The organism is Gallibacter sp. Marseille-QA0791, assembly GCF_965119705.1.
Lineage (GTDB): Bacteria > Bacillota > Clostridia > Peptostreptococcales > Anaerovoracaceae > Lentihominibacter > Lentihominibacter excrementipullorum.
The window spans coordinates 2176476-2199840 of sequence record NZ_CBCPMH010000001.1; the positions used below are offsets into that span (position 1 = coordinate 2176476).

Below are 23365 nucleotides of genomic sequence, written 5' to 3' on the forward strand. Positions count from 1 at the left end.
ATTCAAATCCAAAAGGTTGCGGTGTTTAGAAATTTACAGTGAATCCGTACTTCTCGAAAACTTCTCTGGCAAAATCGCTCTGCATGAATTCGAAGAAATCAGCGGCATAGTCGGCCTGAGGAGCATCCTTCATGATTGCCGCAGGATATACGACTTCATCGTAGAGGCTCTGGTCAACATCATCGATGATGGAACCGCTTTCCTCATCCAGGAGCATAGCGTCCGTTCTGTAAACGAAACCGCAGTCTGCGTCGCCTGTCTCAACATAGTTGAGTACCGCACGAACATCCTTGGCGTATACGATCTTGTCAGTCAGCTGATCTGTGATGCCCATGTTTTCGAATACCTGGGACGCATACTGGCCGGCAGGAACTGTTTCAGGTTCGCCGATGGCGATAGTTCCAACTGCGTCCGTGGTGAGACTGTCCATCGTCACAACATCAGCCTTTTCGGCCGTGGCGATGAGGGTCAGCGTGTTCCTGAGGATGTCTGTTCTCGTCTCAGTGTCTATGTAGTTTCCTTCCTCAAGCTGATCCATGTTGGAAACGGATGCCGAGATGAAGATGTCGCAAGGCGCGCCGCCTTCTATCTGCTGTACCAGGTCTCCGGAGCCCGCGTAGCTAGGTGTGATGGTGCATTCGGCGTCCTTTTCGTACTCGGCGATGATCTCATCGAGGGCATCTGTCAGACTTGCCGCTGCCAGAACGGTAACTTCAGGTTTTTCAGCGCTGTCTTCGCTGTTGCTGCCGCACCCTGCCAGCAGCATCATTGACATGACCATGATGATGGCTGTCGCGATAGTCAATACTTTCTTCATATTTCCTCCTGTACTTTTTAATGATTGATAATGTAGCAATACAACAATATTTTTATTCAAAAATATTTTAACATAGAAAAAGAGCGGTACATATTGTCATAACAACATGAAACGCTCTTAATTTGCTTAAAAAAGTATAATATATTTGCTTTTGTATCGAAAGTGTTGCATTATTGATACAATTATCTCATAAGCGCGGGAATGGCTGTGATCAGCTCTCTGATGTTGGCCAGTCGCTGCTCCTCTGAAGGGAGGCCGCCGGCCGGGTCGTGATCAGCTGCAGCGGAAGCGGCGCCTTCAGTCTCGGAGACGGTGCCGCAGCTATCCCCATGGTCATGTTCGTGTTCCATGTGAGCGTTGGAATCCCCCATACCGTAGATGAGCTCCAGGATATGGACCGCGTCTTGCCCTTGCTTTTTCAGAGAGTCGCGACAATCTATGCAGCAGGTCAGATACGGCAGGACCTTGTCGCTGCCCTGACTGTCGCTGCCCTGACTGATCGAGGCTCCCATATCCTCCGCAAGAGCGATGATGGCCGCCTTGGTCTCATCGTCAGCGGAATACCTTTCATCTCCTTCAGCCTCAAACAGAGTATAGCTCGCGGAATTGCAGCCTCCGCTCACGTTCATGTCCAGCAGGAGCTGATAGAGGGACAGGACTTCCATATCAGGAGAGCCTTCCCGCAGCCTGGCCATACATTCCATACAGGGAGTGACGACTACAGGCTTTCCCAGAGACAGCCACATATCGCGGACAGCATCGCTGCCGCAAGGGCCCACGAGGATGGCAGTGTCCGGATGCTGGAACAGGATGGAGTCATAGATCTTGATGACTATCTCTGGTTCGGCTCCGCACAGGCGACATCCGGGGAAAAACAGATATCCGCAGGACCTGCGGCTTGTGCGGGAGGAAGAGGAAACGCCTTCCTCCGCAGGAGCGTAGGAGTCTCTGGCAAATAGGAGGATATCTTTTGTCTGCTCCATATCGCGTTTGCAATCGTGGTAAGAAATCTTTATCATTTGTACACCTCGCAGTAGAATGTGATTCAATTATACCATATGTATGGCTGACGGGGGCGCTGAAAGATGGCGGGATCATATAGCAGATCATTAAAAAAGATGAAAAAATGTTGTTTTGATAATGCAAAAAAGAAAAAGCGCGCAGCCGGACATGCTTTCACAACATGTCAGCTTCGCGCGTAGGCAGTTAGCAAAAGTTGTTGTTATCAGTTCTATGCGGGTTTGGCAGCCCGCAAAAACGGAGTAATTATCTACAGGATCATTGTACGTGCAGGACACCTGTTTTGTCAATACAAATGTTGTCAGAACAACAAAAATATTTTCGAAGTCAGATTCCGGCCGATACGATCAGCTATTGGTCTTGATTAAGGGCAGAGCGGCGGATATAATAGGTGACAAACGGATAGTAAAGGAGGTCGGGCGCTGAGCGCGCGGAAATGTGATGACATACGAAAAGGATATATTCGATATTACAGAAAGAGGGCTGGAGCTGGCATCGCTGGAAGCGGGAGACAGAGTGTTGGATATCGGCTGCGGCGCAGGAGATGATGTGGCCTATTTTTCGGAGAAAAAAGGATTGAAAGCCGAAGGTATCGATATCAGCCTGGCAGCCATAAGCGAAGCCAGGGAAAAGCACCCTGACATAGCTGTGAAGTTCGGTGATGGAGAATTCCTGGACGATTATTCGTCCTTTACATTCGACGGTGTGTTCATGCAGGATGTGCTGAGGCTGATAAACCTCCCGGACGAAGCGCTGCACGAAGCTTATTGTGTTCTGAAGAAGGGTGGGAGACTGGTCATCGTGGATGAATATCATAAAGATCCTGACCCGAAAAAGATGAAAGCGGTAGCCATAGAGGCACAACGGCAAAGCAATATACCACATAAGGAAGGAGACTGTGAGACCGACCCTGTCAGATTCGTCGATTTCAGATTCGACGGAGCCTTTTATGAAGGACCGCTGAAACGTCAGCTGGAAGAGACGGGATATGTGATAAAAATCTTTGAAGATGTGACGGATGCGGTGGAGGCCGGTCCGCAGGAAGGCGACAGGAGAGAAGACGGCAAGACAGGAAGATTCCTGTTGGTGGCGGAGAAGCCGAAAGCATGATATATATAATGTAGGAAGGAGAAAAGAAGATGTCGGAACAGTTGTCATATTATGCGCGTGATCTGCTGGAGCAGGGGCAGGATTTTGTCATCGCCAAGGTCGTGGATACCAAGGGATCGGCTCCCAGGAAGAAAGGAGCGGTTCTGCTGATGAGACAGGACGGCTCCACCATAGGAACTGTAGGCGGCGGACTTTTGGAGGCTGAGACTGAGAAGCTGTGCCGTAAGACATTCGAAACCAGGGAAAAGAGCCGTATCTACGAGTTCACGCTGGATGAAAAGCAGAAGGGAGCCCTTGACATGGGGTGTGGAGGAGACGCCACAATACAGATAGATTATATCTCGGCTGATGATCCGGGGGATTTCGTGGAGGAATTCAAGCTGGCAAGCACAGCATATATATTCGGAGGAGGCCATGTGGCCTACGCGCTGGAGCCTGTGCTGCGCCATGTGGACTTTAAGACTGTGATCATCGACGACAGAGAGGAATACGCCAATCCACAGAGATATCCGAAGGCAGCAAGGACTATCGTAGTCGACGATTTCGATAACGCCTTCGACGATATAGAGACCGATGAGGACAGTTATATAATAATCGTGACAAGAGGCCACAGAGGAGATCTCAAAGTGCTTCGCCAGGCTCTCCGGAGGCCATTTGCCTACCTGGGGATGATAGGCAGCAGGAGGAAGAACGGATTGCTTTACGATGCTCTGAAACAGGAGGGAGTCACTGATGAACAGCTGGAGCAGGTACATGCCCCTATCGGATTGGAGATAGGATCGGAAACTCCGGAGGAGATCGCTATAAGCATAGTAGCTGAGATAATCAGCGAAAGAGCCAGAAAAAACAGAGGTCAGTAGACATGTCTGATATACAAAAGGGCAGTTTGAAAATGGAGGAGCCGGTATTTGCAGCGATAATACTGGCGGCGGGGTATTCATCGAGGATGAAGAAATTCAAGCCCCTGCTTCCCATAGAGGGGACTACGGCACTTGAAAGACTGGCTGCCAGTGTCAGAGCCGGGGGAATAGAGAAACTGGTCGTAGTCACAGGTCATCGAAGAGAGCAGCTGGAGCCGGTGCTGGAAAAAATCGGGGCGATCGAAGCTTACAACGAAAATTACGATGACGGTATGTTTTCTTCCATAAAGATGGGGATCAGGCGCGCGGCAGAGCTGTATAGCGATGCCGCGGGCTTTTTTCTGATGCCGGTGGACTGTCCTCTGATAGACAGCGGCGTCATAGGGAAAATGCTCGGGAAAATCGTGGCCGGCACCGGGGAGAACAGATCAGATTTTTATGTACCGGTATTTGAAGGGAAGAAAGGACATCCTCTGTATATCCCAAGAGAATATGCGGATGAGATATCCAGGTACGAAGGAGGCGGCGGGCTGAAGGCTGTGACCGACAGACACTGGGACAGGATGGTGAGAATACCGGTGGACGATGAAGGGTGCCTGCTGGACATGGATACGTTAGAAGGCTATGCGGAAATACAGGAATTCCTGAAAGCAGGCCGCAGGCGTGAGGATGTTGTGTCGCTGGCCGAAGGACGGCGTATATTCCTTGTGAGGCATGGACAGACACGACAGCACAGGGAGAAAATGTTCATAGGCCGGTACGATGTCCCCCTCAGCGATGAGGGCATGAAGCAGATGATACGGACAGCAAAGGAGATCGCCCGGCTCCGGCCGGAAACGGAAGTCATCTATACCAGCGACCTGACCAGGGCAGTCCAGTCGGCTGAGATATTGAGCCGGCAATTTCGATCCGACAGACAGCTGCCGATGAGGCTGGAGCTTAGCCGGAGACTGCGGGAGATATCCCTGGGACCCTGGGACGGCAGGCCGGTCCGCGAGATAAGGGAAAAGTACCCGGAGCAGTACGCCAGGCGGGGGCAGGACATCTTCACTTTCAAGACAGGAAACGGTGCCGAAAATTTCTATGATATGCAGTATAGAGCGGTGAAGGAGCTGAGGAGGATACTGAAAGAGGACGATAACCGTGATGTGGTGATAGTGAGCCATAGCGGTGTCATAAGAGCGTTGGAAAATAATCTGCGGGGCATACGGGTGGACGATAGCTGGGAGCCTCTTTCCAAGGGTGATTTTCGAGTGGTGGAGATTCTCCGCTGACCCGTTGATGCCGATGCTATTTTTTGTAAAATTCCTTCTTTCCACTTCTTTCATGATGAAGAGCACTCATTGGAAGTAAAAAAGTTTTCAAAATCGGACAAAAAGCTTCATATATATAGAAGAAGTTTGAAAGGCACAATTCTTAACAAAGATGATAGATTTTAAATAATGCTTGTGATATAATGCACTTCGTACGGACAATTTAATATCTGTAGAAAACACGTTGACACCCATATCATCGACCTTTAGATGCGTCTGAAGTATAGAAGAATGGGAAAGAAAGAGAGGTTTTTGAAATGGAAAAGAAAGGGAGGTCTTTGAACAGCATCAGAGTCAGTCATGAAAAGCATACTGCAGGCTGTGCGACTGAGAAGATGGCTGTTCCTGAAACCGTCTGTATTTCCATGGCCCAACACATAGGCGCTCCATGCAAACCGTTGGTTGCAAAAGGGGATCACGTCAAAGTCGGGCAGAAGATCGGAGATACGGAAGCATTTGTGAGCGCGCCGATCCATTCCAGTGTATCGGGCACCGTGAAGGAGATCTCATCCATGAGATCGATGGCGGGAGGAGAAGATCAGGTCATCATCATCGAAACTGACGGCAAGCAGGAAGTCAGTGAAGATATCGCTCCGCCTGTCATAGAGAGCCAGAAGGATTTTGTGGCGGCTCTGCGGGCCAGCGGGCTCGTGGGTCTTGGAGGAGCGGCATTCCCGACCCATATTAAATTCAATCCGAAAAATCTGGACGAAGTGGACACTCTTATCGTAAACGGAGCGGAGTGCGAGCCGTTTATAACGTCCGACCACAGGCTGATGCTTGAGGACACGGAGTTTATCATAAAGGGCATCGAGGCCACGGTTAAGTATCTGGATATCAAAAACGTATATATCGGCGTCGAGGAAAACAAGCCGGACGCCATAAGCAGGCTGAGAGAAGTCATCGAGAAGAAGGGCCTCTCCGGCACCATAGAAGTAAAAACGCTGAAGGCCAGGTACCCGCAGGGAGCGGAGCGGGTAATGGTCCATGAAATAACCGGAAAGACTCTAAACGCAGGTGTTCTGCCTGCGGAGCTTGGAGTACTCCTTTCCAATATCACGTCCATAGCCTTTATAGGTCAATATCTGGAAACGGGCAGACCGCTGACCACCAAAAGGATAACGGTGGATGGCAACGCGATAGCCGAGCCTAAGAACATAATAGTTCCTATAGGAGCCAGGATCGCCGATGTAGCGGCGGCATGCGGCGGCTACAAAGCGGAGCCGAGGAAGATATTGATGGGCGGACCTATGATGGGAAGGGCTGTTTACTCTGACGAATTCCCTATAGTAAAGAATAACAATGCCATATTGATCTTCGACGGACCGCAGGCGCTGATACCTGAAGAGACGGGCTGCATAAAGTGCGGCATGTGTCTGAGAGCGTGTCCGTTTGATCTGATGCCTGTATCTATGGTAGAGGCATATGAGAGGAAGGACGTGGACAGACTTAAGCGGCTGAAGGTCACGGAATGTATGGAGTGCGGAAGCTGTTCGTATATCTGCCCGGCAAGACGGCCTCTGAGCTTTACCCATAAGATGGCAAAAGGATTTTTGAAGGAGGTGGCTGGCAAATGACGGATAACAGATATCACGGCAATTTGGATATAACATCATCTCCTCACCAGGTCGGCCCTGTGAATACGACGAAGGTGATGGGAATGGTGCTTCTGGCGCTGGTTCCGGCGTTCATAGTTGGGATATATCAATTCGGATACAGGGCGGTGACCCTCACTCTCGTATGCGTCATAGCATGCGTGGTGCTGGAGTATCTGATGAACAAGGCATTGAAGAGAACTCAGACTATAGGCGATCTGAGCGCGGTAGTTACAGGCGTGCTCCTGGCATTTAATCTGCCGGCCAATTTCCCTTACTGGATGGCAGTAGTGGGAGCTATCATAGCGATAGTGATCGTCAAGCAGCTGTTTGGAGGCATAGGCCAGAATATCGTAAACCCGGCGGTAACAGCCAGAGTATTCCTGTTGCTCGCTTTTTCCACGGAAATGACCACATGGCCTACAGCAAGGGGAACAGGGCTTGACGCAGTGACGTCGGCTACGCCTCTCGGTGAGCTGAACCTGGGCAGCGGTCTGGGTGATGTCACGGCATCCAATATGGATATGTTTCTTGGCAACATTGGCGGCTGTATAGGAGAGATCAGCGCTGTGGCGCTGCTCATCGGCGGCATATTCCTCATCTGTACCAGGATAATCTCGATACATATACCTCTCAGCTTCCTCGGCACTGTGTTCGTGTGCGGCTTCCTGTGGGGAGGCCTCGACGGGGCTGTCTTCCACGTGCTGGCCGGCGGAGCGATACTGGGAGCGTTCTTCTGCGCCACAGACTATGTCACATCACCGATGCTCCCAATGGGGAAGGTGATCTTCGGCATAGGCTGCGGTCTCTTTACCATGCTCATAAGGCTTTTCGCCACGTATCCTGAAGGGGTGTCCTTCGCTATACTCCTTATGAACATACTCACTCCGTATATCGACAGAGTGACGGAAAAATTGATGTATAAGGCGCCAAAGGCTGTGAAGAAAGGGGATGTTGTAAATGAAAAATAATTCATTCAAAGAAAACTTTTCCCCGATTATAGTTCTGGTGGTCATATGTCTGGTCACTACTCTGGCTCTGGCAGGCACGTACAGTGTCGCTAATCCAAAGATCATTGAGAACCAGAAGGCGGCAGCCGACGAAGCGAGAGTGTTGGTTCTGCCTGAGGGAGACAGTTTCACTCAGTACGACGGAAAGCTGGTCGACGGCGTCATCGACTGCTACATGGCCGATAACGGCGCCGGAATGACTGTGACAGCCGGAGCCGGTGGTTACGGCGGTACAGTCGAAGTTATGATAGGCATAGATCCCAACGGCGCCATCACAGGCGTTACGGTAACGAATCATTCGGAGACTCCGGGGCTGGGAACTAAGGCTATGACAGAGGAGTATCTTTCTCAGTACAATGGGGTAAGTGAAGTCGCAGGCGACGATATCAGAAAAGACAGCGACATAGACGCTATTTCAGGAGCGACCCTCACATCCGACGCGGTATACGTTGCTGTAGGCGCGGCTCTGGACCAGTTCAAGGAATGCGGAGGTGTTAACTGATGAATAAATTGCAGATAGTAACAAAGGGTATAATAAAGGAAAACCCTGTTCTGGTGCTCCTGCTGGGAACGTGTCCGACGCTGGCTACCAGTACGAGCGCGATAAACGGATTGGGCATGGGCGTGTCCACCATGGCGGTACTTACATGTGCCAATATAGTAATAGCCCTTCTGAGGAACATAATCCCTGACAAAGTGAGGATACCGTGCTATGTAGTAGTTATCGCGGGATTCGTAACGATAGTTCAGTTCCTGCTGCAGGCGTACCTGCCGTCCCTCAACGACGCGCTGGGACTGTACATACCGCTCATCGTAGTAAACTGTATCATACTGGGAAGAGCGGAGATGTTCGCGTCTAAAAACACGGTCCTTGATTCAGCTCTTGACGGCATAGGGATGGGTATCGGCTTTACCCTCGCTCTTGGCGCTATGGGTCTGATCAGAGAATTCCTCGGAAACGGAACTGCTTTTAATATACCTATCTATGCGGATACCGGTATAAGCCCTATAACGATATTCATGCTGGCTCCGGGAGGATTCTTCGTGTTTGCCCTGCTGGTAGCGGGAGTCAATCGCATCATGAAGGACAAGAGCAAGAGAAGAAAGGAATTCAGCTGCAAGGGCTGCATGCTCGCAAGCACGTGCGGCGGAGCCTGCGACAGAAAGGAGGCTGACGAATAATGACTGAAATACTGATCATAATGTTTTCGGTTATCCTTACCAATAACTTTGTATTGGCTCAGTTCCTGGGTATTTGTCCGTTCCTGGGCGTTTCCAAGAAGCTGGATTCAGCTGTAGGTATGGGAGTGGCCGTAACCTTTGTCATGGTATTGGCCTCAGCTGTTACCTGGCCGATCCAGGTGTATATTCTCGATAATTTCGGCATAGGATATCTTCAGACGATCGTGTTCATCCTGGTAATAGCGGCGCTCGTACAGCTGGTTGAGATGACGCTGAAAAAGTATATGCCTCCGCTCTACAGCGCACTGGGTGTATATCTGCCTCTCATCACTACCAATTGTGCGGTACTGGGTGTTGCCATCATGAACATCGATGAAGGATATAACTTCGTTGAGTCGCTGGTATGCGCATTCGGAGCAGGCATAGGATTCCTGCTGGCAATGGTGCTGTTCGCCGGTGTAAGAGAAAAGATGGAAAACTGCAAGGGTATCCCCGATTGCTTCCAGGGAGTGCCTATCACGCTGATTTCAGCGTCGATACTCTCCATGGCATTCATGGGTTTCTCCGGCGTGGTTGAAGGAATATTTGGTTAGGAGGTGGACGTGATGACGATGATAATAATACCTGCTGTCATAGTAGCGGCTGTAGGTCTGATTGCGGCCATCATACTTACTATAGCTTCTAAGCTGATGTTCGTACCTGTCGATGAAAAGGTGGCGGCTGTAAGGGAAGTCCTTCCGGGAGCCAATTGCGGAGGCTGCGGCTTTGCCGGATGTGATGATTACGCGGCGGCATTTGCCGATGACCCTGACTTGAGCACATCCCTCTGTCCTGTAGGCGGCCCTGAGGTGGCCGGCAAGATAGCCGAGATAGTAGGCGGTTCCGCCGGTGATGTGGAGCCTGAAGTGGCTATGGTAATGTGTCAGGGCAGCTACGATAAGACCAAGCCGATAATGTCTTCCGACAAGATATTCTCGTGCAAGACGGCCAAGATGTTCTACGACGGCCAGTGGGCGTGCGCTTACGGATGTCTCGGCCTTGGTGACTGCTTCGACGTCTGCAAGTTTAACGCCATAGACGTGTACGACGGTCTGGCCCACATAGACAGAGACAAGTGCGTAGGCTGCGGCGCCTGCAAGGACGCCTGTCCTAACGATGTCATCGAGATGGTCAAGAAGAAGAATCTCGTCCTGGTAGCATGCAAGTCGACGGATAAGGGCGCCAAGACCAGAAAGAACTGCGAGACCGGATGCATAGGATGCATGAAGTGTCAGAAGACCTGCAAGTTCGACGCAATAACGGTAGAAAACAATCTCGCCCGCATAGATCAGGATGCCTGCAAGAACTGTGGTATGTGCGAGAAGGAATGCCCTACCGGCGCCATCGTCAACTTCAGGAAGAAGAAGGCGAAGGCGGCCGCGACTGCGGAGGCGCCTAAGGCCGACGCGGTATAGCGGAAGGCGGAAAGGTCAGAAGATAAGAGGACTGCGCCCGCAGTCTGTGGTCTGTGGTTCGCGACCCGCGGTCCTGGATCTCAGCGCGCAGTCAGGTGCAACAGTGTAACAGATATGAAAGAGCCGGAGCTGTCCCTAACTGGGATACTCCGGCTCTTGTAGTCAGCAGCGCGTCCGGCGGCGCGTGCTTTGCGACAGCCCTACCGTATGGGCCATCCTGCCGGAGATTTTCTGTGGCCATTATCCATCAGGCAAAGGTCACCTTGTAAATGCTTTCGTAATTAAGTGAAAAAATCCGAGCGAACAAAGCGATTGTCGGCGATAATCATCCCGGTTTTATCTACATTTTTGAAAAGGCGCGAAATGTAGGTAACTTTTTCAACGTTTAAGGCTTACATGACTATGATGAGTCCGTTAAAGTCGAAAAAGTGACGCTTTTAGCCCTTTACAAAAAATGTCCAGATTGTTCGAGCCCATTGGATTTTATCTACATATTAGAAAAAATGATAAATGTAGATAAAAAAAGGCGAAGCGGTAATCACAGTGTGTTTGAGACAGTGTTTCGCGGCCTTCTGATGGAAGATGCTTTGATGGTGACCTCGGAAAAGTGCTCTGAAGGTATGACAGGCCGAAGCTCATTCGTCATCATGCTGCCGGGTCGGTCGGTCGCCAGGCAGTCGTTTCAGTATGATGTAGGCCACGATGCCGATGAGGGCGCCGCTGATGAGGCCGGAGAAGATGAGGACAGGGAAGTAAATGAAGCTGCTGAGGTTGGAGACAAGGAACGCTGCAGCCAGTATCTGCCCCAGATTGTGCGCTACCCCGCCCGCCATGGATACGCCTGCCACTGAAAAGAGACCTGTCTTCTTCAACAGCACCATCACTGTCATGCTGAGGATGGCCCCGGCGAGGGAATAGATGATGCCGAAGACCCCGGAGAACAGCAGACCGGCGATGAATATCCTCACCACGTTTATCGTGATGGCGTATTTCAGTCCCATGTGGTACAGGGCAACGATGACTGCCAGATTGGCGATGCCCAGCTTTATGCCGGGGATGGCCGGGCTGAAGGGTATCAGGACCTCTATGTATGAGAAGATGAGGGCCAGTGCGGCCAGCAGTGCCGTCATCGTCAATTTTTTTGTATCAGTCGTGTTCTCCATTTCATCACCTTGCTATAGTATCATATTGGCGTGTCCCGCCGGAGATTTCCAGGACAACCTTATTGGGCAGACATATGATGCTTTCGCCTGTCTGGGATATGGCGCCCTGATGTACGCAGTCCTGCCCCTGACAGTCGGAAAAACTCATTGAAACAGTACCGTTTTTTATGGTAATCTTATTAATATGGCCGTCGCGTTCAACGGTTATCTCCCTGTCTTCGGAGAGAGGGTAGGAGCCGAAAAGCTGGCCGTCGCAGCTGATATCCAGTTGGTCTCCGGCGGTACGGCCGAAGGAAAATATATATGACATGGTCAGCCCCGCCGCCACGAGGAAGCAGGCGAGGAGTATATCGGCTTTTTTGAACATGATGACCTCCGGAGGTATCTATCAAATGAAAAGATTAAGGAAAATCACCAGATATATCAGACGCTCAGCGTTGTTCAAAGCGCTGATACTGATAATGATCCTGGTTTTTGCAATTATAACACAAACAGGCTGCTCAAATAAAGAGGTCAGCAAAACTGATTTTGCCCTCAATACCAGTTGTACCATAACCGTCGGCGGTATGTCGGAGAAAGAAGCCAACGATATACTGACGGAAGCTTTCGATGTCATGAGGCAGTATGAGGACATGCTCAGCAGGACTGTGGAGGGCAGCGATATCTACAGGATAAACAATGCCGGAGGTGAAGCGGTGGAAGTCTCGGATGAGACTATCGAAGTGCTTCGCCAGGGCATCGCTATGGGAGAGCTGTCGGGCGGCAGGTTCGATATCACAGTAGGGAGACTGACGGACATGTGGAACTTTACCGGTGAAGATCCGTCGGTGCCGCCTCAGGAGGAGATAGATGCGGCGCTTCCGGCAGTCGATTACAGGAATATCCATATCGACGGCAACAAGGTCACCCTTGCAGACCCGGGAGCGGCTATAGACCTGGGAGGCATCGCCAAAGGCTATATAGCCGATAAGCTGGCGGAGTTCCTGATGGATAAGGGAGTAGAGTCGGCGGTGATAAACCTCGGCGGCAACGTGGAGACGGTCGGCGCCAAGGCTGACGGAAGTTCATGGACTGTAGGGATAGAAAGACCGTACAGTGACAGAACGGAGCTGATGGGGAAAGTTTCATTGGACGATGGTACCTTGGTGACCTCAGGGATATATGAACGCAATTTCGAGGAGGATGGGGTGCTGTATCATCATGTGCTGGATCCGGATACGGGCTATCCTGCTGAATCAGATCTGGAAGCTGTGACCATCATGGCTGTGCGAGGTAATTCCGCTTTCTGTGACGGGCTGTCTACCGTCTGTCTGATGCTGGGAAAGGATGAAGCGATGCATCTGGTGGAACAGCTGCAGGAGGAATATCCGGACATGGGCCTTGAAGCGGCCTTTATTGACAAGGAAGACGAGATGGTGCAAACTGAGGGCATGGATATCCAGGCCGCTGACTGACTATGATGGGATAAGGCTGAAGATCCGCGGCCGCGGCGGTGTGAAACGGATGTGAGGTGTGCAGTGCATGGAGAAAAAGGAACTGAGAACTGTAGACATAATAGTGCCTTGCTATAACGAGGGAGAAAACATAGAGCTTTTGTATCGGGAGACCCGGAAGGTGACAGCTGCCATAGATGGATATTCCTTTCGATATATATTCGTAGACGACGGCAGTGTGGACGATACGCTGGACAGGATAAAGAAACTGATCGCTCAGACTGAGCTGAGATATATTTCGTTCAGCCGTAATTTTGGCAAGGAGGCGGCCATGTACGCAGGGCTTCGGGCTTCCTGCGGCGATTTTGCCGTGATAATGGACGCTGATCTGCAGCACCCGCCTGAGCTTATCGCGGAAATGGTGAGAGTCATCGAGGCGACCGGCTGTGACAGCTGCGCAGCAAGGCGAGTCTCCAGGAAAGGCGAGCCGGCCATCAGAAGCTTCTTTGCCAGGAGTTTCTACAAGATAATGAACAGGTACAGCGATATAGAGATAGTCGATGGAGCGGTGGATTTCAGGATGATGAGCAGAAGGATGGTCAAGGCCATCGTCAGTATGCCGGAGACTCAGCGGTTTTCCAAGGGTATATTCGCCTGGGTGGGATTTGAGACCCGGTGGATAGAGTTCGAGAACGTCAAACGGATATCGGGAGAAAGCAAGTGGTCTCTGTGGAGCCTGATGAAATACGCTGTGGACGGATTCATCGATTTCGCCGCCTCTCCGCTTAAGTTCGCGGGGGTTTTCGGAAGTGTGACAGCGGCCGGGGCGGCTGTGTATCTGATAGTTGAGGTGCTGAAAACCTTGATAGCCGGAAAGGATACGCCGGGATATGCGTCCACCATATGTCTGATACTCTTCTTCGGAGGAGTGATAACGACCATCCTCAGCATCATGGGAGAATATATCGGCAGGATGTATATGGAAACCAAGAGGCGACCTATCTATATAGAAAAGGAAAGCAATGTGGATGAAGATTAGTCGATTTTTTCAACGGAACAAACTTATATTGGCGGCCTTTTTCCTGCCGGTGCTGCTCACTGTAGCCGCGATGGCCGTGACGGGGATATATCCGTTTGGTGAAAGTCAGATAGCGGTCATCGATATGTATCATCAGTATGTTCCTTTCCTCAGCGAGCTGCAATACAAGCTCCAGAACGGAGGGAGCCTGTTTTATACCTGGGATGGAGCGGGCGGATGCAACTTCTGGAATCTGCTGGCCTACTACGGCGCCAGCCCCCTTAATCTGATATTGGCTCTGTTCCCCGAAAAATTCATTATGGAGGCGGTCACTGTCATACTGCTGATAAAAATAGGGCTGGCAGGGAGCTTCATGGCAATGTATCTGCGGTACATCAGCAGGAGGTGGGACTGGGCAGCTGTGGCGTTTTCCACCATGTACGCTCTCTGCTCATATGTGCTGGCCTATTACTGGTGCGTGATGTGGATGGATGCGGTCGCGCTGCTGCCGCTGTGTATACTGGGACTCAATCGCCTGATGGATGACGGGAAGCCGGCGCTCTACACAGTGTCGCTGGCCCTCATAGTATTCACCAATTACTACATGGCTATAATGGTCTGCATTTTCATATTGGTGTACTATTCTGTCCTGTATTTTACGAAGAACAGATGGCACGGGATCCGTCACTGTGCTGTGACTACGGGAAAAGCCGTCGGCTTTTCGTTCCTGGCTATAGGCATGGCCGCAGTGATGCTGCTCCCGACCTATATCAGCATGCAGAGTACTTACTATATCTCTGCGGAGATGCCGGAAAGTCTGAGCTTTTATAACGACGCCATCGACGTAATCAACCAGCTGTTGCCGTACAGTGAACTGACCTACAGGGAAGGCCTTCCTAATCTTTATTGCGGCATGATGGTCGTGATATTGCTGGTCTTCTATCTGACAGGCAAAACTTTCAGCCTCAGGGAAAAGCTGATAAATTCGATATTCCTGATGGTGATGTTCCTGAGCCTGAACGTGAACATGCTGGATTTCATATGGCACGGATTCCACTTCCCGAATCAGCTGCCGTACAGATATACTTTTGTGATATGCTTCGTACTGATCGCCATAGCCTACAGGACCTTCAGGAGATTGGAAGACATCGACACGAGGACCATATGGATGGTCTTTGCTGCCGGGCTGATGTATTACATGTTCGCTCAGAAAGTGCTAACCGGCCATATAGATGATATGGATCTGTTCTTCTATGGAGGCATCGCGTGGCTGGCCCTTTATTGCGCCGTACTGCTGTTGAGAAAGAGAAAACTGGTGACGCGAGGCTCTTTCGTGATGCTTATAGTGGTCATCGTAGCCGCGGAAATGATTTCGTCGGTATGCACGGCCTTTGACACGGTGGGGAACACACAACGCACTTCTTATTTTGAGAACTACGACGATGTAACGGCTCTGGCGGAAAGCCGGGAAGACGAAATGGCCAGGATGGAGATAAGCTATAACTACATCCTCAACTGTCCTGCACTGTATCATTATAAAGGCCTTTCTCAGTTCTCCTCATCCATCAACGCCGATACGACAGAACTCATGGAAAAGATAGGCCTTGAGGGAGAGCCGGGAAAGAACAGGTTCAATTATAATCAGACAAACCCGGTGACGAACGCCATGCTCAACGTGAAGTATCTGATCTCAAAGAACCTGCCTGTAGATGATCCGGATTTTGTAAAAGTGGACAGTCAGGGCAACTCGACGCTGTATGAAAGCATATATCCTCTTTCCATAGGATATATGACAGGTACGGAAATAAGGACATGGGACACCAGCAGCGATAATCCTTTTGTAGTGCTGGACAACTACGTGAAGGCCGCCACATCCAACAGATATGATCAGGTGTTTCGGATGGAGGAAAACCCTGATGTGCTGGCGAATAACGCTACAGTTAGTATAGACGGTGACGGACAGATGACTGCCGACATCGAAGATACATCCGAGGACGCGGAAGTGGTGCTGGAGTACAGAGCAGATGAGAGCCAGAAGTATTATGTGTTCGTGGAGGCTGATAATGCCGATGAGATAACAGTGTATGACGAAAAGGAGGCCTATGAGAAAATAGGGATAATGAATGACTGCGGCTCCATCGTCAACATAGGCACAGTGGAGGCGGGGGAAACGTTTGATATCAGCATAAAGTATGAAAACGGCGAAGCTGGTGATATCACATGCTATGTGGCTGCTCTCGACTATGACACGTGGAACGACGCATATGCCATCCTCTCGGAAAGGACGCTGGAGGTGACCGACAGCGGTGACTCCTTTATCGAAGGCACAGTCGATGCCGGGGACGGCGGGATGCTGGTGACATCAGTACCATATGATATGGGGTGGACGCTGAAGGTGGACGGCCAGGAACAGGGGATCCAGGAGCTGACGGGCGGCGTGTTCATTTCCGTCGCGTTGGATGAAGGAGTCCATGAGATAGAGCTGTCGTTCAGACCGCCGGGACTGGTGGCAGGACTTATCATAACAGCAGTGTCAGTATTGCTGCTGATACTCCTTATAAGGCTGGGAAGCAGACGATATAGGCTGCCGGGCAGATCGACAGCGGGACGGGGCGTGTCCTTGTCTGTTGATGAAGAATGTCCGGATGGCAGAGGGCGGCAGGAGGAAGAGATCAGTCAGCCTTCCTCCATGCCTGGATCAGAGTCCGGAGAAGAGAAGGGATACGCTGGAGAGGGATCTGATTATAATAGAAGAACATGAGATCCTTTTCGTAAATGACGACAGGGATGCCGAGATCATCGGCATCCTTTTTCAATGCCTCCACATCTCTCTGCTCCTTGACTTTCAGCAGGATGTTTATGCCGGAGGAAGTGTTCTTTACCTCGATGAAGTCCGAGGCGTGTCTTTCGAATGCTTCCGTTACAGCCAGCAATTTTTGGGAGTACAGCTTCCTGAGCTTTTTTATATGAGTCTGATAGCTGCCCGTCTCCATAAAAAGAGCCAGGGTCAGCTGCTCCAGCTTGGAGCAGGTCTGAGAATAGTCGCCGGCCATTGAAGAGAAGAGAGCTGCCATCTCTTCGGGAAGGACCATATAGCTTATTTTCACCGCGGCGAACAGTGTGCTGGAAAAAGACCCCAGATAGATGACGTGATCGCTGTCTTCCAGGCTCTTGAGGGCGGGGACAGGCCGTCCGAAGTACCGCAGTTCGCTGTCGTAGTCATCCTCGATAATGTAGCTGTCGTTTTCCGCAGCCCAGTTGAGAAGCTCGAACCTTCTGCCGACAGGCATGACAGAACCTGTAAATACATTATTGGATGGACTGACGTAGGCTGCCGTCCGTATGTTGGCGGGAAGCTTCTCTATAAGGATGCCTGTATCAGAGACCTTTACGGGAGTGATAGCAAAGCCCCGGTCTCTGAATATATTGCGTACCGGCGCGTATCCGGGGTTTTCCATGGCTACGTTTTCTATCCCCATTTTTCTCAGGATAGTAGCCAGATGGTTGGTTATCTGCTGAGTACCGGCACCGATGATGATTTGCTCCGGGGAACAGGAAACGCCTCGGGAAAGATAGAGATATTTAGCTATTTCGGTACGCAGGACCTCTTCTCCCTGGGGATCCCCCTCGAAGAACAGCACAGGGGAATGCTCAGTGATCACCTTGTTCATGGATTTTTTCCATTTGTTGAAGTCAAAGCAGTCAGGATCGTAGATGAAAGGGACCGGGGCAACGCGCATGGCTTCATCCGCGGAAAAAGTCTGTACGGAGAGGATGCTGTCCCTCGATTCGGCAGCTCTCCTGGAGTGGGAAAAGACATTGCTGACGTAATATCCCGACTGGGCCCGACTATAGATATACCCTTCGACCAACAGCTGATTGTAGCATTGTTCAACGGTGGTGACGCTGACACCGACGGATCTGGCCAGAGCGCGGAGAGACGGCAGCTTTTCCCCTTCCGTTATCTCTCCTCGCAGTATGGAGTCCTTTATGTAATCATATATTTGAAGATAATATGGCTTTTTGCTGGTTTCGTCCAGCAGCGGCATGATAGCTTTCATATGGCCTCCTTGCTGTAAAATAAGGGATCTCGGTAGCAGCTGAAGTTCATCTCCGCCATTGATCCGGCAAAACTGTTATTATAAAAATAATTATTTTTGTATATTAACTTACATACAGTTATCGTGTATTATAGTATAGTACAAAGCATGATATTTGAAAAGAGGCATTTGCTATGAAAACGAGAAACAATACATTCAAAATAGTGATGACAGCATTGATGATGTGTCTGATAATGGTGGCCACTATGTTCATCAGGATACCTATACCGGGCACACAGGGATACGTCCATCTGGGAGACGCGATGATATTCCTGTCAGTGCTTATACTGGGATGGAAATATGGAGCGCTGGCGGCAGCCTTTGGCAGTATGCTGGCTGATATCATCGGCGGGTTCGCTATGTGGGCGCCATGGTCTTTCGCTATAAAAGGGATAATGGCGCTGATATTGGGGCTTATCGTGATGAAGTTCGCCGGCGGGGGAGAAAGCAGCGGCAAGAGGTTCATGGGCGTGGAAATCGCGGCCATGGTCATCGCGGGGGCCTTTATGGCGGCAGCATATTATGTGGCCGAAGGGGTCATGTACGGCAACTGGCTGGCTCCGGTATTGGGCGTACCATGGAATATCGGGCAGTTCGTGGCAGGAATGGTGATATCGGTACTCATCAGTACAGCCCTGTGCAAGACACCTGCCAGGACATATTTTACCTATTCACAAAAACCTGTCACAATGAAATAGTATAATAGGATAAAGTAAATAGGTGCGAGTTAATATCCGTTAACTCGTACTTTTTGCATTTGACAGCGGAGGCTTTTCAATGTCTGTCAAAAATGGTACAATTAAAAGCAATTTGTAGAAGGAAAGGGAGATGGCAATGAGTACGCTTAAGATAAGGGATTTGACGTTGGAACCGGGGAAACCGAAGATAGCGGTCCCCATAGTGTCAGCCGACCCGAAGGATATCATCGCTGAATGCGAGAGCGTTAAAAGCATGCCCTGCGATATGATAGAATGGAGAGCGGACGGATACCTGGGAGCGATGGAGGATCCCGAGGGCGCCATGGGAGAAAAGGATTTTTATCTGGATCTGATAAAGATTTTAGATGATATCAACTACATAGCGGCAGGAACACCGCTGATATTCACCATAAGGAGCAAGGATCAGGGAGGCGGTGTAGAGCTTACCGATGAACACCTGGCCAGCATAAGAGGACTGGTGGCGCAATCAGGCCTGGTGGATCTCGTGGATGTAGAGTTTTCGGGGAAAGATGCTGCCGGTGAGAAGGAAATCGTGACGAGACAGATAGATGAGATACATAAGCACAGCTGCAGGGTCGTGTTGTCTCATCATGATTTTGACGGTATGCCTCGAGCTGAGGAGATAGTCGAGACTGTCAGGAGTATGGCCGCCCTGGATGGAGATATGTTCAAATTCGCGGCTATGGCGGCTACAAAAGAGGACAGCGAGAAATTGCTGAAAGCGACAGCTTTCCTCAGCAGAAACGGAATAGGCCCTCTCATTATGATAGCTATGGGAGAAATGGGCAAACCGGCCAGAGTGGCAGCGGGCAGGTACGGTTCCTGTGTGACCTTCGCATCCGGTAAGGAAGCGTCGGCGCCGGGACAGGTGGATGTGTACACCATGAAAAAGTGGCTGGATGACTACTACGACGGAAAGGAAAACTAAATGGAAGACTTCATCAAGGTAGAAGATCTGACATTTGAATATGTGAAAAGCGAAGACGGGACGGCGGTGAGAGCCATCGACAGCGTCAGCTTCAGCGTGGAAAGAGGAAGCTTTACGGCTGTAATAGGGCAGAACGGATCGGGCAAATCGACGCTGGCAAAGAATATAAATGCGCTGCTCGTTCCCACGTCGGGCAGAGTCATGGTAGACGGGCTGGACACCTCTGTGCCTGAGCATGTATGGGATGTCCGCAGCCGTGTGGCCATGGTGTTCCAGAACCCTGACAATCAGATCGTTTCGTCGATCGTCGAGGATGATGTGGCCTTTGGCCCGGAAAATCTGGGAATAGAACCGGCCGAGATAAGGAAACGGGTCGATGAGGCGCTGACAGGTGTAGAGATGTACGACTTCAGGAAGAAGGCTCCACATATGCTGTCGGGCGGACAGAAGCAGCGTATCGCCATAGCGGGGGCGGTGGCCATGGAGCCTGAGTGCATCGTATTCGATGAGCCGACAGCGATGCTGGATCCCAGAGGCCGTGATGAGGTCATGTCAGTTATCAAACGCCTCAATGGGAAGGGGATAACAGTGCTGCTGATAACTCACTTCATGGAGGAGGCCGCTCAGGCGGATAAGATAATCGTCATGGACAGAGGTGTAAAGAAAATGGAAGGGACTCCCGAGGAGATATTCCTGAGAGCGGATGAGCTGAAGGCTCTCAGCCTGGATGTGCCGCCTGCCGTAGATCTGGCTATGAAGCTGCGGGAGAGAGGTATAGATATTCCGGAAGGCATCTTGACGATAGATGATATGGTGAACTGCTTATGTCGATAGAAGTAAAAGGATTGACCCATATATACAGTGAGGGACTCCCTCACGAATCGGTGGCGCTGGAAAACGTGTCCTTCAACGTGGAGGATGGACAGCTGGTAGGGGTGATCGGTCATACAGGATCGGGCAAATCAACGCTGGTGCAGCATCTCAACGGTCTGCTTAGACCCAAGTCCGGAACCATTGTAGTGGGAGATGTGGATATCACGGCTGACGGCGTCGTCATGCGGGACATCAGGAGGAAGATAGGTCTGGTTTTCCAGTATCCTGAATATCAGCTGTTTGAGGAGACTGTAGCTAAAGATGTGGCTTTCGGACCGGGAAATCTGGGGCTTTCACAGGAGGAGACGGAACAGCGGGTGAAGGAAGCCATCCAGATGGTAGGACTGGATTATGATGCGGTGAAGAATGTGTCGCCCTTCGAATTGTCAGGAGGACAGAAGAGGCGGGTAGCCATAGCCGGAGTCATTGCCATGAAGCCGGAGATCCTGATCCTGGACGAGCCTACGGCCGGGCTGAATCCCAAAGCTCACGACGATATCCTGGCCATGGTACGAGCCATACATGAACAGGAGAAGAATATAATCTTCCTCATATCCCACAATATGAACGATATCGCCGCTATGGCCGACAAAGTCATCGTGATGGACAGAGGGCAGGTAGCTATGGATGGTACTCCGGCTCAAGTCTTTTCACGGGGAGAAGAGCTGAAAGCCATGGGACTGGCGTTGCCTGATTCCATGGAGCTGGTGGCTCGGCTCAGGAGAGCGGGAATGGATATAGATACCAGCTGCCTGACTATGGAGCAGGCGGCAGATGAGATAGCAAAGGTTTTGAAGAGATGATAAGAGATATAACCCTGGGGCAATACTATCCCGGAAATTCATACGTCCACAGGCTGGACCCGAGAGTGAAGATATTGGCGACGCTGCTTTACATCGTGTCCCTTTTTGTGGTTGACGATTTTATCGGGTTCGCTGTAGTGTTCCTGGGACTGGCTGTGGTCATCGCAGTATCCAAGGTGCCGCTGCGTTTCATACTGAGGGGATTGAAGCCGGTCTTCATCATAATACTCTTTACATTCGTGATAAATATGTTCATGATACAGGGAGAGACGCTGGTATCTTTCGGGTTTTTGACTATAACCAGGGAAGGACTGAGAACTGCTGTGTTCATGGCAGTCAGATTGATATTGCTGATAATCGGTTCATCGATGCTGACGCTGACCACCAGACCCATCAGCCTGACAGATGGGATCGAGGCTCTACTTTCGCCATTCAAGAAGCTGGGACTGCCTGCTCATGAGCTGGCTATGATGATGACTATCGCGCTCAGATTCATACCGACTCTGCTGGAAGAGACCGATAAGATCATGAAGGCTCAGCAGGCAAGAGGCGCCGACTTCGAGAGCGGCAATATCATCAGGCGGGCCAAAGCGCTGGTACCTATCCTGGTGCCGCTGTTCATAAGCGCTTTCAGGATCGCGCAGGAGCTGGCGATGGCCATGGAGGCCAGGTGCTATGGGAGCAATATCAAGAGGACCAGAATGAACGGTATGAAATTCCACAGCCGGGATCTGATCGCGTCGATAGTGTTCGTGATTTTCCTGGCGGTCATAGTAGCGGAAAGGATCGTACTTTGATATGAGACAGAGAAAGGCTAAAGACCTGGAAAAGAGGCTGCGGGAATGCAGCGCCTATATGACAGATGGTCCCGGCCAGGACGGCCGGGACTATTTCGGCCGTAGGATCGCTGATGGCGGTTATCACAGAGATCTGTTCGTTGAGATAGGATGCGGCAAAGGACAGTTCATAATAAGCAAAGCAGCGTCCCATCCGGAGGCTGATTTCATCGCCATAGAGGGTCAGGAAACGGTGATACTGCGGGCGTTGGAAAAAGCCAGGGAATACGACAGCGCCGATCCGGCCGGGAGCATGTCCGGCGCTTCCCACGGCAGGCTGACCAATCTCAAATTTATGCTTACCTTCGTCCATACCATGGATGAATTGTTCGATGAGGGACAGCTCTCGGGAATCTACCTGAATTTCAGCGATCCATGGCCCAAGGCGCGCCATGCCAAACGGAGGCTGACTCACAGGGAAAGGCTGAAGGACTATGCATGGGCGCTGAAAAAAGGCGGATTCATAGAGATGAAGACCGATAACGATGATTTGTACGATTTCACTCTGAGAGAGATAGCAGCGGCAGGATACGAGATTGTTGAGCAGACACGAGATCTTCACAGCAGCAGCTTCGAATCACGCCTGACGACTACCGAGTACGAGGACAAGTTCAGCAGCAGAGGGAAAAATATCAATTACGTGAAGGTGCTGGTGGAATGAAAGAGGATCCGCGCCGGAAACTGCGGCGGAAAATATCTTGACCGGAGAAGCGAACTGCCATATAATAGTCGAGGAAAATCGCGTGTGGATTTTTCCGGATGATATAAGATCGTGTTTTCGCCACACAGTTGTCATTAGACGACTGTGTGTTTTTTGTTCGCCCGCCATGGGCGGGCTCTAACGGGTGAAAGTCCCGAGTGCGCGTAGGCAACGACGAAGCACATAGCTGAACAGCAAGTGTGTTCACCGTGAGGTGAAATCTGAAGGAAGCTGTAGGCAAACCTCTGACCTGACGGACAGAAACCACATATAAGGCTGGGAAATACGGATAAGACGGCAAGAAACATCGAAGTCCAAAAGTTGCTGGAAGTACCAGTAAATGTGGCAGGTATATGGAGGGAAAGAGTCCGCACCTTAAGCGGGGAGGTCTCACAGGCGGTCTCATTAGCCGTAGTAACAACGAACTGTGA

General features: G+C 50.8%; 23 protein-coding genes. 18 read left to right on the plus strand and 5 right to left on the minus strand.

Annotated features, from left to right (window positions below):
* Positions 1 to 25 precede the first annotated feature (25 nt).
* Entirely contained in the window at positions 26 to 817 is a 792-nt protein-coding gene (gene modA, locus ACQY69_RS10000) for a molybdate ABC transporter substrate-binding protein (protein ID WP_428260378.1), read from the minus strand.
* A 182-nt stretch (positions 818 to 999) separates the two neighbouring features.
* Entirely contained in the window at positions 1000 to 1836 is an 837-nt protein-coding gene (locus ACQY69_RS10005; protein WP_428260379.1) for a hypothetical protein, read from the minus strand.
* A 442-nt stretch (positions 1837 to 2278) separates the two neighbouring features.
* On the opposite strand from ACQY69_RS10005, the gene ACQY69_RS10010 reads away from it, so the two are divergent.
* The 9 genes from ACQY69_RS10010 (at position 2279) to ACQY69_RS10050 (ending at position 10361) form a co-directional block, all read left to right on the plus strand.
* On the plus strand, positions 2279 to 2947 hold the full coding sequence (locus ACQY69_RS10010) for a class I SAM-dependent methyltransferase (protein WP_428260380.1): 669 nt from the start codon (positions 2279 to 2281) through the stop codon (positions 2945 to 2947).
* Positions 2948 to 2976: 29 nt separating this feature from the next.
* Entirely contained in the window at positions 2977 to 3807 is an 831-nt protein-coding gene (locus ACQY69_RS10015) for an XdhC family protein (RefSeq protein WP_428260381.1), read from the plus strand.
* A 2-nt stretch (positions 3808 to 3809) separates the two neighbouring features.
* The gene (locus ACQY69_RS10020) at positions 3810 to 5081 is read left to right on the plus strand and encodes a histidine phosphatase family protein (protein ID WP_428260382.1); all 1272 of its coding nucleotides are present in this window, start codon (positions 3810 to 3812) and stop codon (positions 5079 to 5081) included.
* A 296-nt stretch (positions 5082 to 5377) separates the two neighbouring features.
* Positions 5378 to 6697 (plus strand): electron transport complex subunit RsxC, encoded by a 1320-nt coding sequence (gene rsxC / locus ACQY69_RS10025; RefSeq protein ID WP_428260383.1) that lies wholly within the window; start codon positions 5378 to 5380, stop codon positions 6695 to 6697.
* Positions 6694 to 7686 carry an RnfABCDGE type electron transport complex subunit D gene (locus ACQY69_RS10030; protein WP_428260384.1) on the plus strand — a complete coding sequence of 331 codons (993 nt, stop codon included), beginning with the start codon at positions 6694 to 6696 and terminating at the stop codon, positions 7684 to 7686. The genes rsxC and ACQY69_RS10030 overlap by 4 nt, the downstream gene beginning before the upstream one ends.
* A complete protein-coding gene (locus ACQY69_RS10035) occupies positions 7676 to 8227 on the plus strand; it encodes an FMN-binding protein (protein WP_428260385.1) in 552 nt (183 codons plus the stop codon). Before ACQY69_RS10030 ends, ACQY69_RS10035 begins: the two co-directional genes overlap by 11 nt.
* A complete protein-coding gene (gene rsxE, locus ACQY69_RS10040; RefSeq protein ID WP_428260386.1) occupies positions 8227 to 8907 on the plus strand; it encodes an electron transport complex subunit RsxE in 681 nt (226 codons plus the stop codon). Before ACQY69_RS10035 ends, rsxE begins: the two co-directional genes overlap by 1 nt.
* Entirely contained in the window at positions 8907 to 9500 is a 594-nt protein-coding gene (gene rsxA / locus ACQY69_RS10045; RefSeq protein ID WP_428260387.1) for an electron transport complex subunit RsxA, read from the plus strand. Before rsxE ends, rsxA begins: the two co-directional genes overlap by 1 nt.
* Positions 9501 to 9512: 12 nt before the next feature.
* On the plus strand, positions 9513 to 10361 hold the full coding sequence (locus ACQY69_RS10050) for an RnfABCDGE type electron transport complex subunit B (protein ID WP_428260388.1): 849 nt from the start codon (positions 9513 to 9515) through the stop codon (positions 10359 to 10361).
* A gap of 635 nt (positions 10362 to 10996) precedes the next feature.
* On the opposite strand, the gene ACQY69_RS10055 is transcribed toward ACQY69_RS10050, so the two are convergent.
* The gene (locus tag ACQY69_RS10055; RefSeq protein WP_428260389.1) at positions 10997 to 11524 is read right to left on the minus strand and encodes a Gx transporter family protein; all 528 of its coding nucleotides are present in this window, start codon (positions 11522 to 11524) and stop codon (positions 10997 to 10999) included.
* A 4-nt stretch (positions 11525 to 11528) separates the two neighbouring features.
* On the minus strand, positions 11529 to 11891 hold the full coding sequence (locus tag ACQY69_RS10060) for a NusG domain II-containing protein (RefSeq protein WP_428260390.1): 363 nt from the start codon (positions 11889 to 11891) through the stop codon (positions 11529 to 11531).
* A 25-nt stretch (positions 11892 to 11916) separates the two neighbouring features.
* On the opposite strand from ACQY69_RS10060, the gene ACQY69_RS10065 reads away from it, so the two are divergent.
* The 3 genes from ACQY69_RS10065 to ACQY69_RS10075 all read left to right on the plus strand — a co-directional run bounded on the left by ACQY69_RS10065 (position 11917) and on the right by ACQY69_RS10075 (position 16736).
* Positions 11917 to 12978 (plus strand): FAD:protein FMN transferase, encoded by a 1062-nt coding sequence (locus ACQY69_RS10065; RefSeq protein WP_428260391.1) that lies wholly within the window; start codon positions 11917 to 11919, stop codon positions 12976 to 12978.
* A gap of 67 nt (positions 12979 to 13045) precedes the next feature.
* The gene (locus tag ACQY69_RS10070) at positions 13046 to 13996 is read left to right on the plus strand and encodes a glycosyltransferase family 2 protein (protein ID WP_428260392.1); all 951 of its coding nucleotides are present in this window, start codon (positions 13046 to 13048) and stop codon (positions 13994 to 13996) included.
* Positions 13986 to 16736: a YfhO family protein gene (locus tag ACQY69_RS10075; RefSeq protein ID WP_428260393.1), complete on the plus strand. Its 2751-nt coding sequence runs from the start codon at positions 13986 to 13988 to the stop codon at positions 16734 to 16736. The genes ACQY69_RS10070 and ACQY69_RS10075 overlap by 11 nt, the downstream gene beginning before the upstream one ends.
* Here ACQY69_RS10075 and ACQY69_RS10080 read toward each other — a convergent pair.
* Complete coding sequence (locus ACQY69_RS10080; RefSeq protein ID WP_428260394.1) at positions 16648 to 18036, minus strand: PLP-dependent aminotransferase family protein; 1389 nt, start codon at positions 18034 to 18036, stop codon at positions 16648 to 16650. The genes ACQY69_RS10075 and ACQY69_RS10080 overlap by 89 nt on opposite strands.
* Before the next feature lie 173 nt (positions 18037 to 18209).
* On the opposite strand from ACQY69_RS10080, the gene ACQY69_RS10085 reads away from it, so the two are divergent.
* From ACQY69_RS10085 to trmB, 6 genes are all read left to right on the plus strand, one after another.
* On the plus strand, positions 18210 to 18773 hold the full coding sequence (locus ACQY69_RS10085) for an ECF transporter S component (RefSeq protein ID WP_428260395.1): 564 nt from the start codon (positions 18210 to 18212) through the stop codon (positions 18771 to 18773).
* A 136-nt stretch (positions 18774 to 18909) separates the two neighbouring features.
* Complete coding sequence (gene aroD / locus ACQY69_RS10090; RefSeq protein ID WP_428260396.1) at positions 18910 to 19722, plus strand: type I 3-dehydroquinate dehydratase; 813 nt, start codon at positions 18910 to 18912, stop codon at positions 19720 to 19722.
* Positions 19723 to 20556 (plus strand): energy-coupling factor transporter ATPase, encoded by an 834-nt coding sequence (locus ACQY69_RS10095; protein WP_428260397.1) that lies wholly within the window; start codon positions 19723 to 19725, stop codon positions 20554 to 20556. It begins immediately after the preceding gene.
* Positions 20547 to 21398, plus strand: coding sequence for an energy-coupling factor transporter ATPase (locus tag ACQY69_RS10100; RefSeq protein ID WP_428260398.1), 852 nt, complete (start codon positions 20547 to 20549; stop codon positions 21396 to 21398). The genes ACQY69_RS10095 and ACQY69_RS10100 overlap by 10 nt, the downstream gene beginning before the upstream one ends.
* The gene (locus ACQY69_RS10105) at positions 21395 to 22195 is read left to right on the plus strand and encodes an energy-coupling factor transporter transmembrane component T family protein (RefSeq protein WP_428260399.1); all 801 of its coding nucleotides are present in this window, start codon (positions 21395 to 21397) and stop codon (positions 22193 to 22195) included. The genes ACQY69_RS10100 and ACQY69_RS10105 overlap by 4 nt, the downstream gene beginning before the upstream one ends.
* 1 nt (position 22196) lies before the next feature.
* A complete protein-coding gene (gene trmB, locus ACQY69_RS10110; protein ID WP_428260400.1) occupies positions 22197 to 22895 on the plus strand; it encodes a tRNA (guanosine(46)-N7)-methyltransferase TrmB in 699 nt (232 codons plus the stop codon).
* Positions 22896 to 23365: the final 470 nt, after the last annotated feature.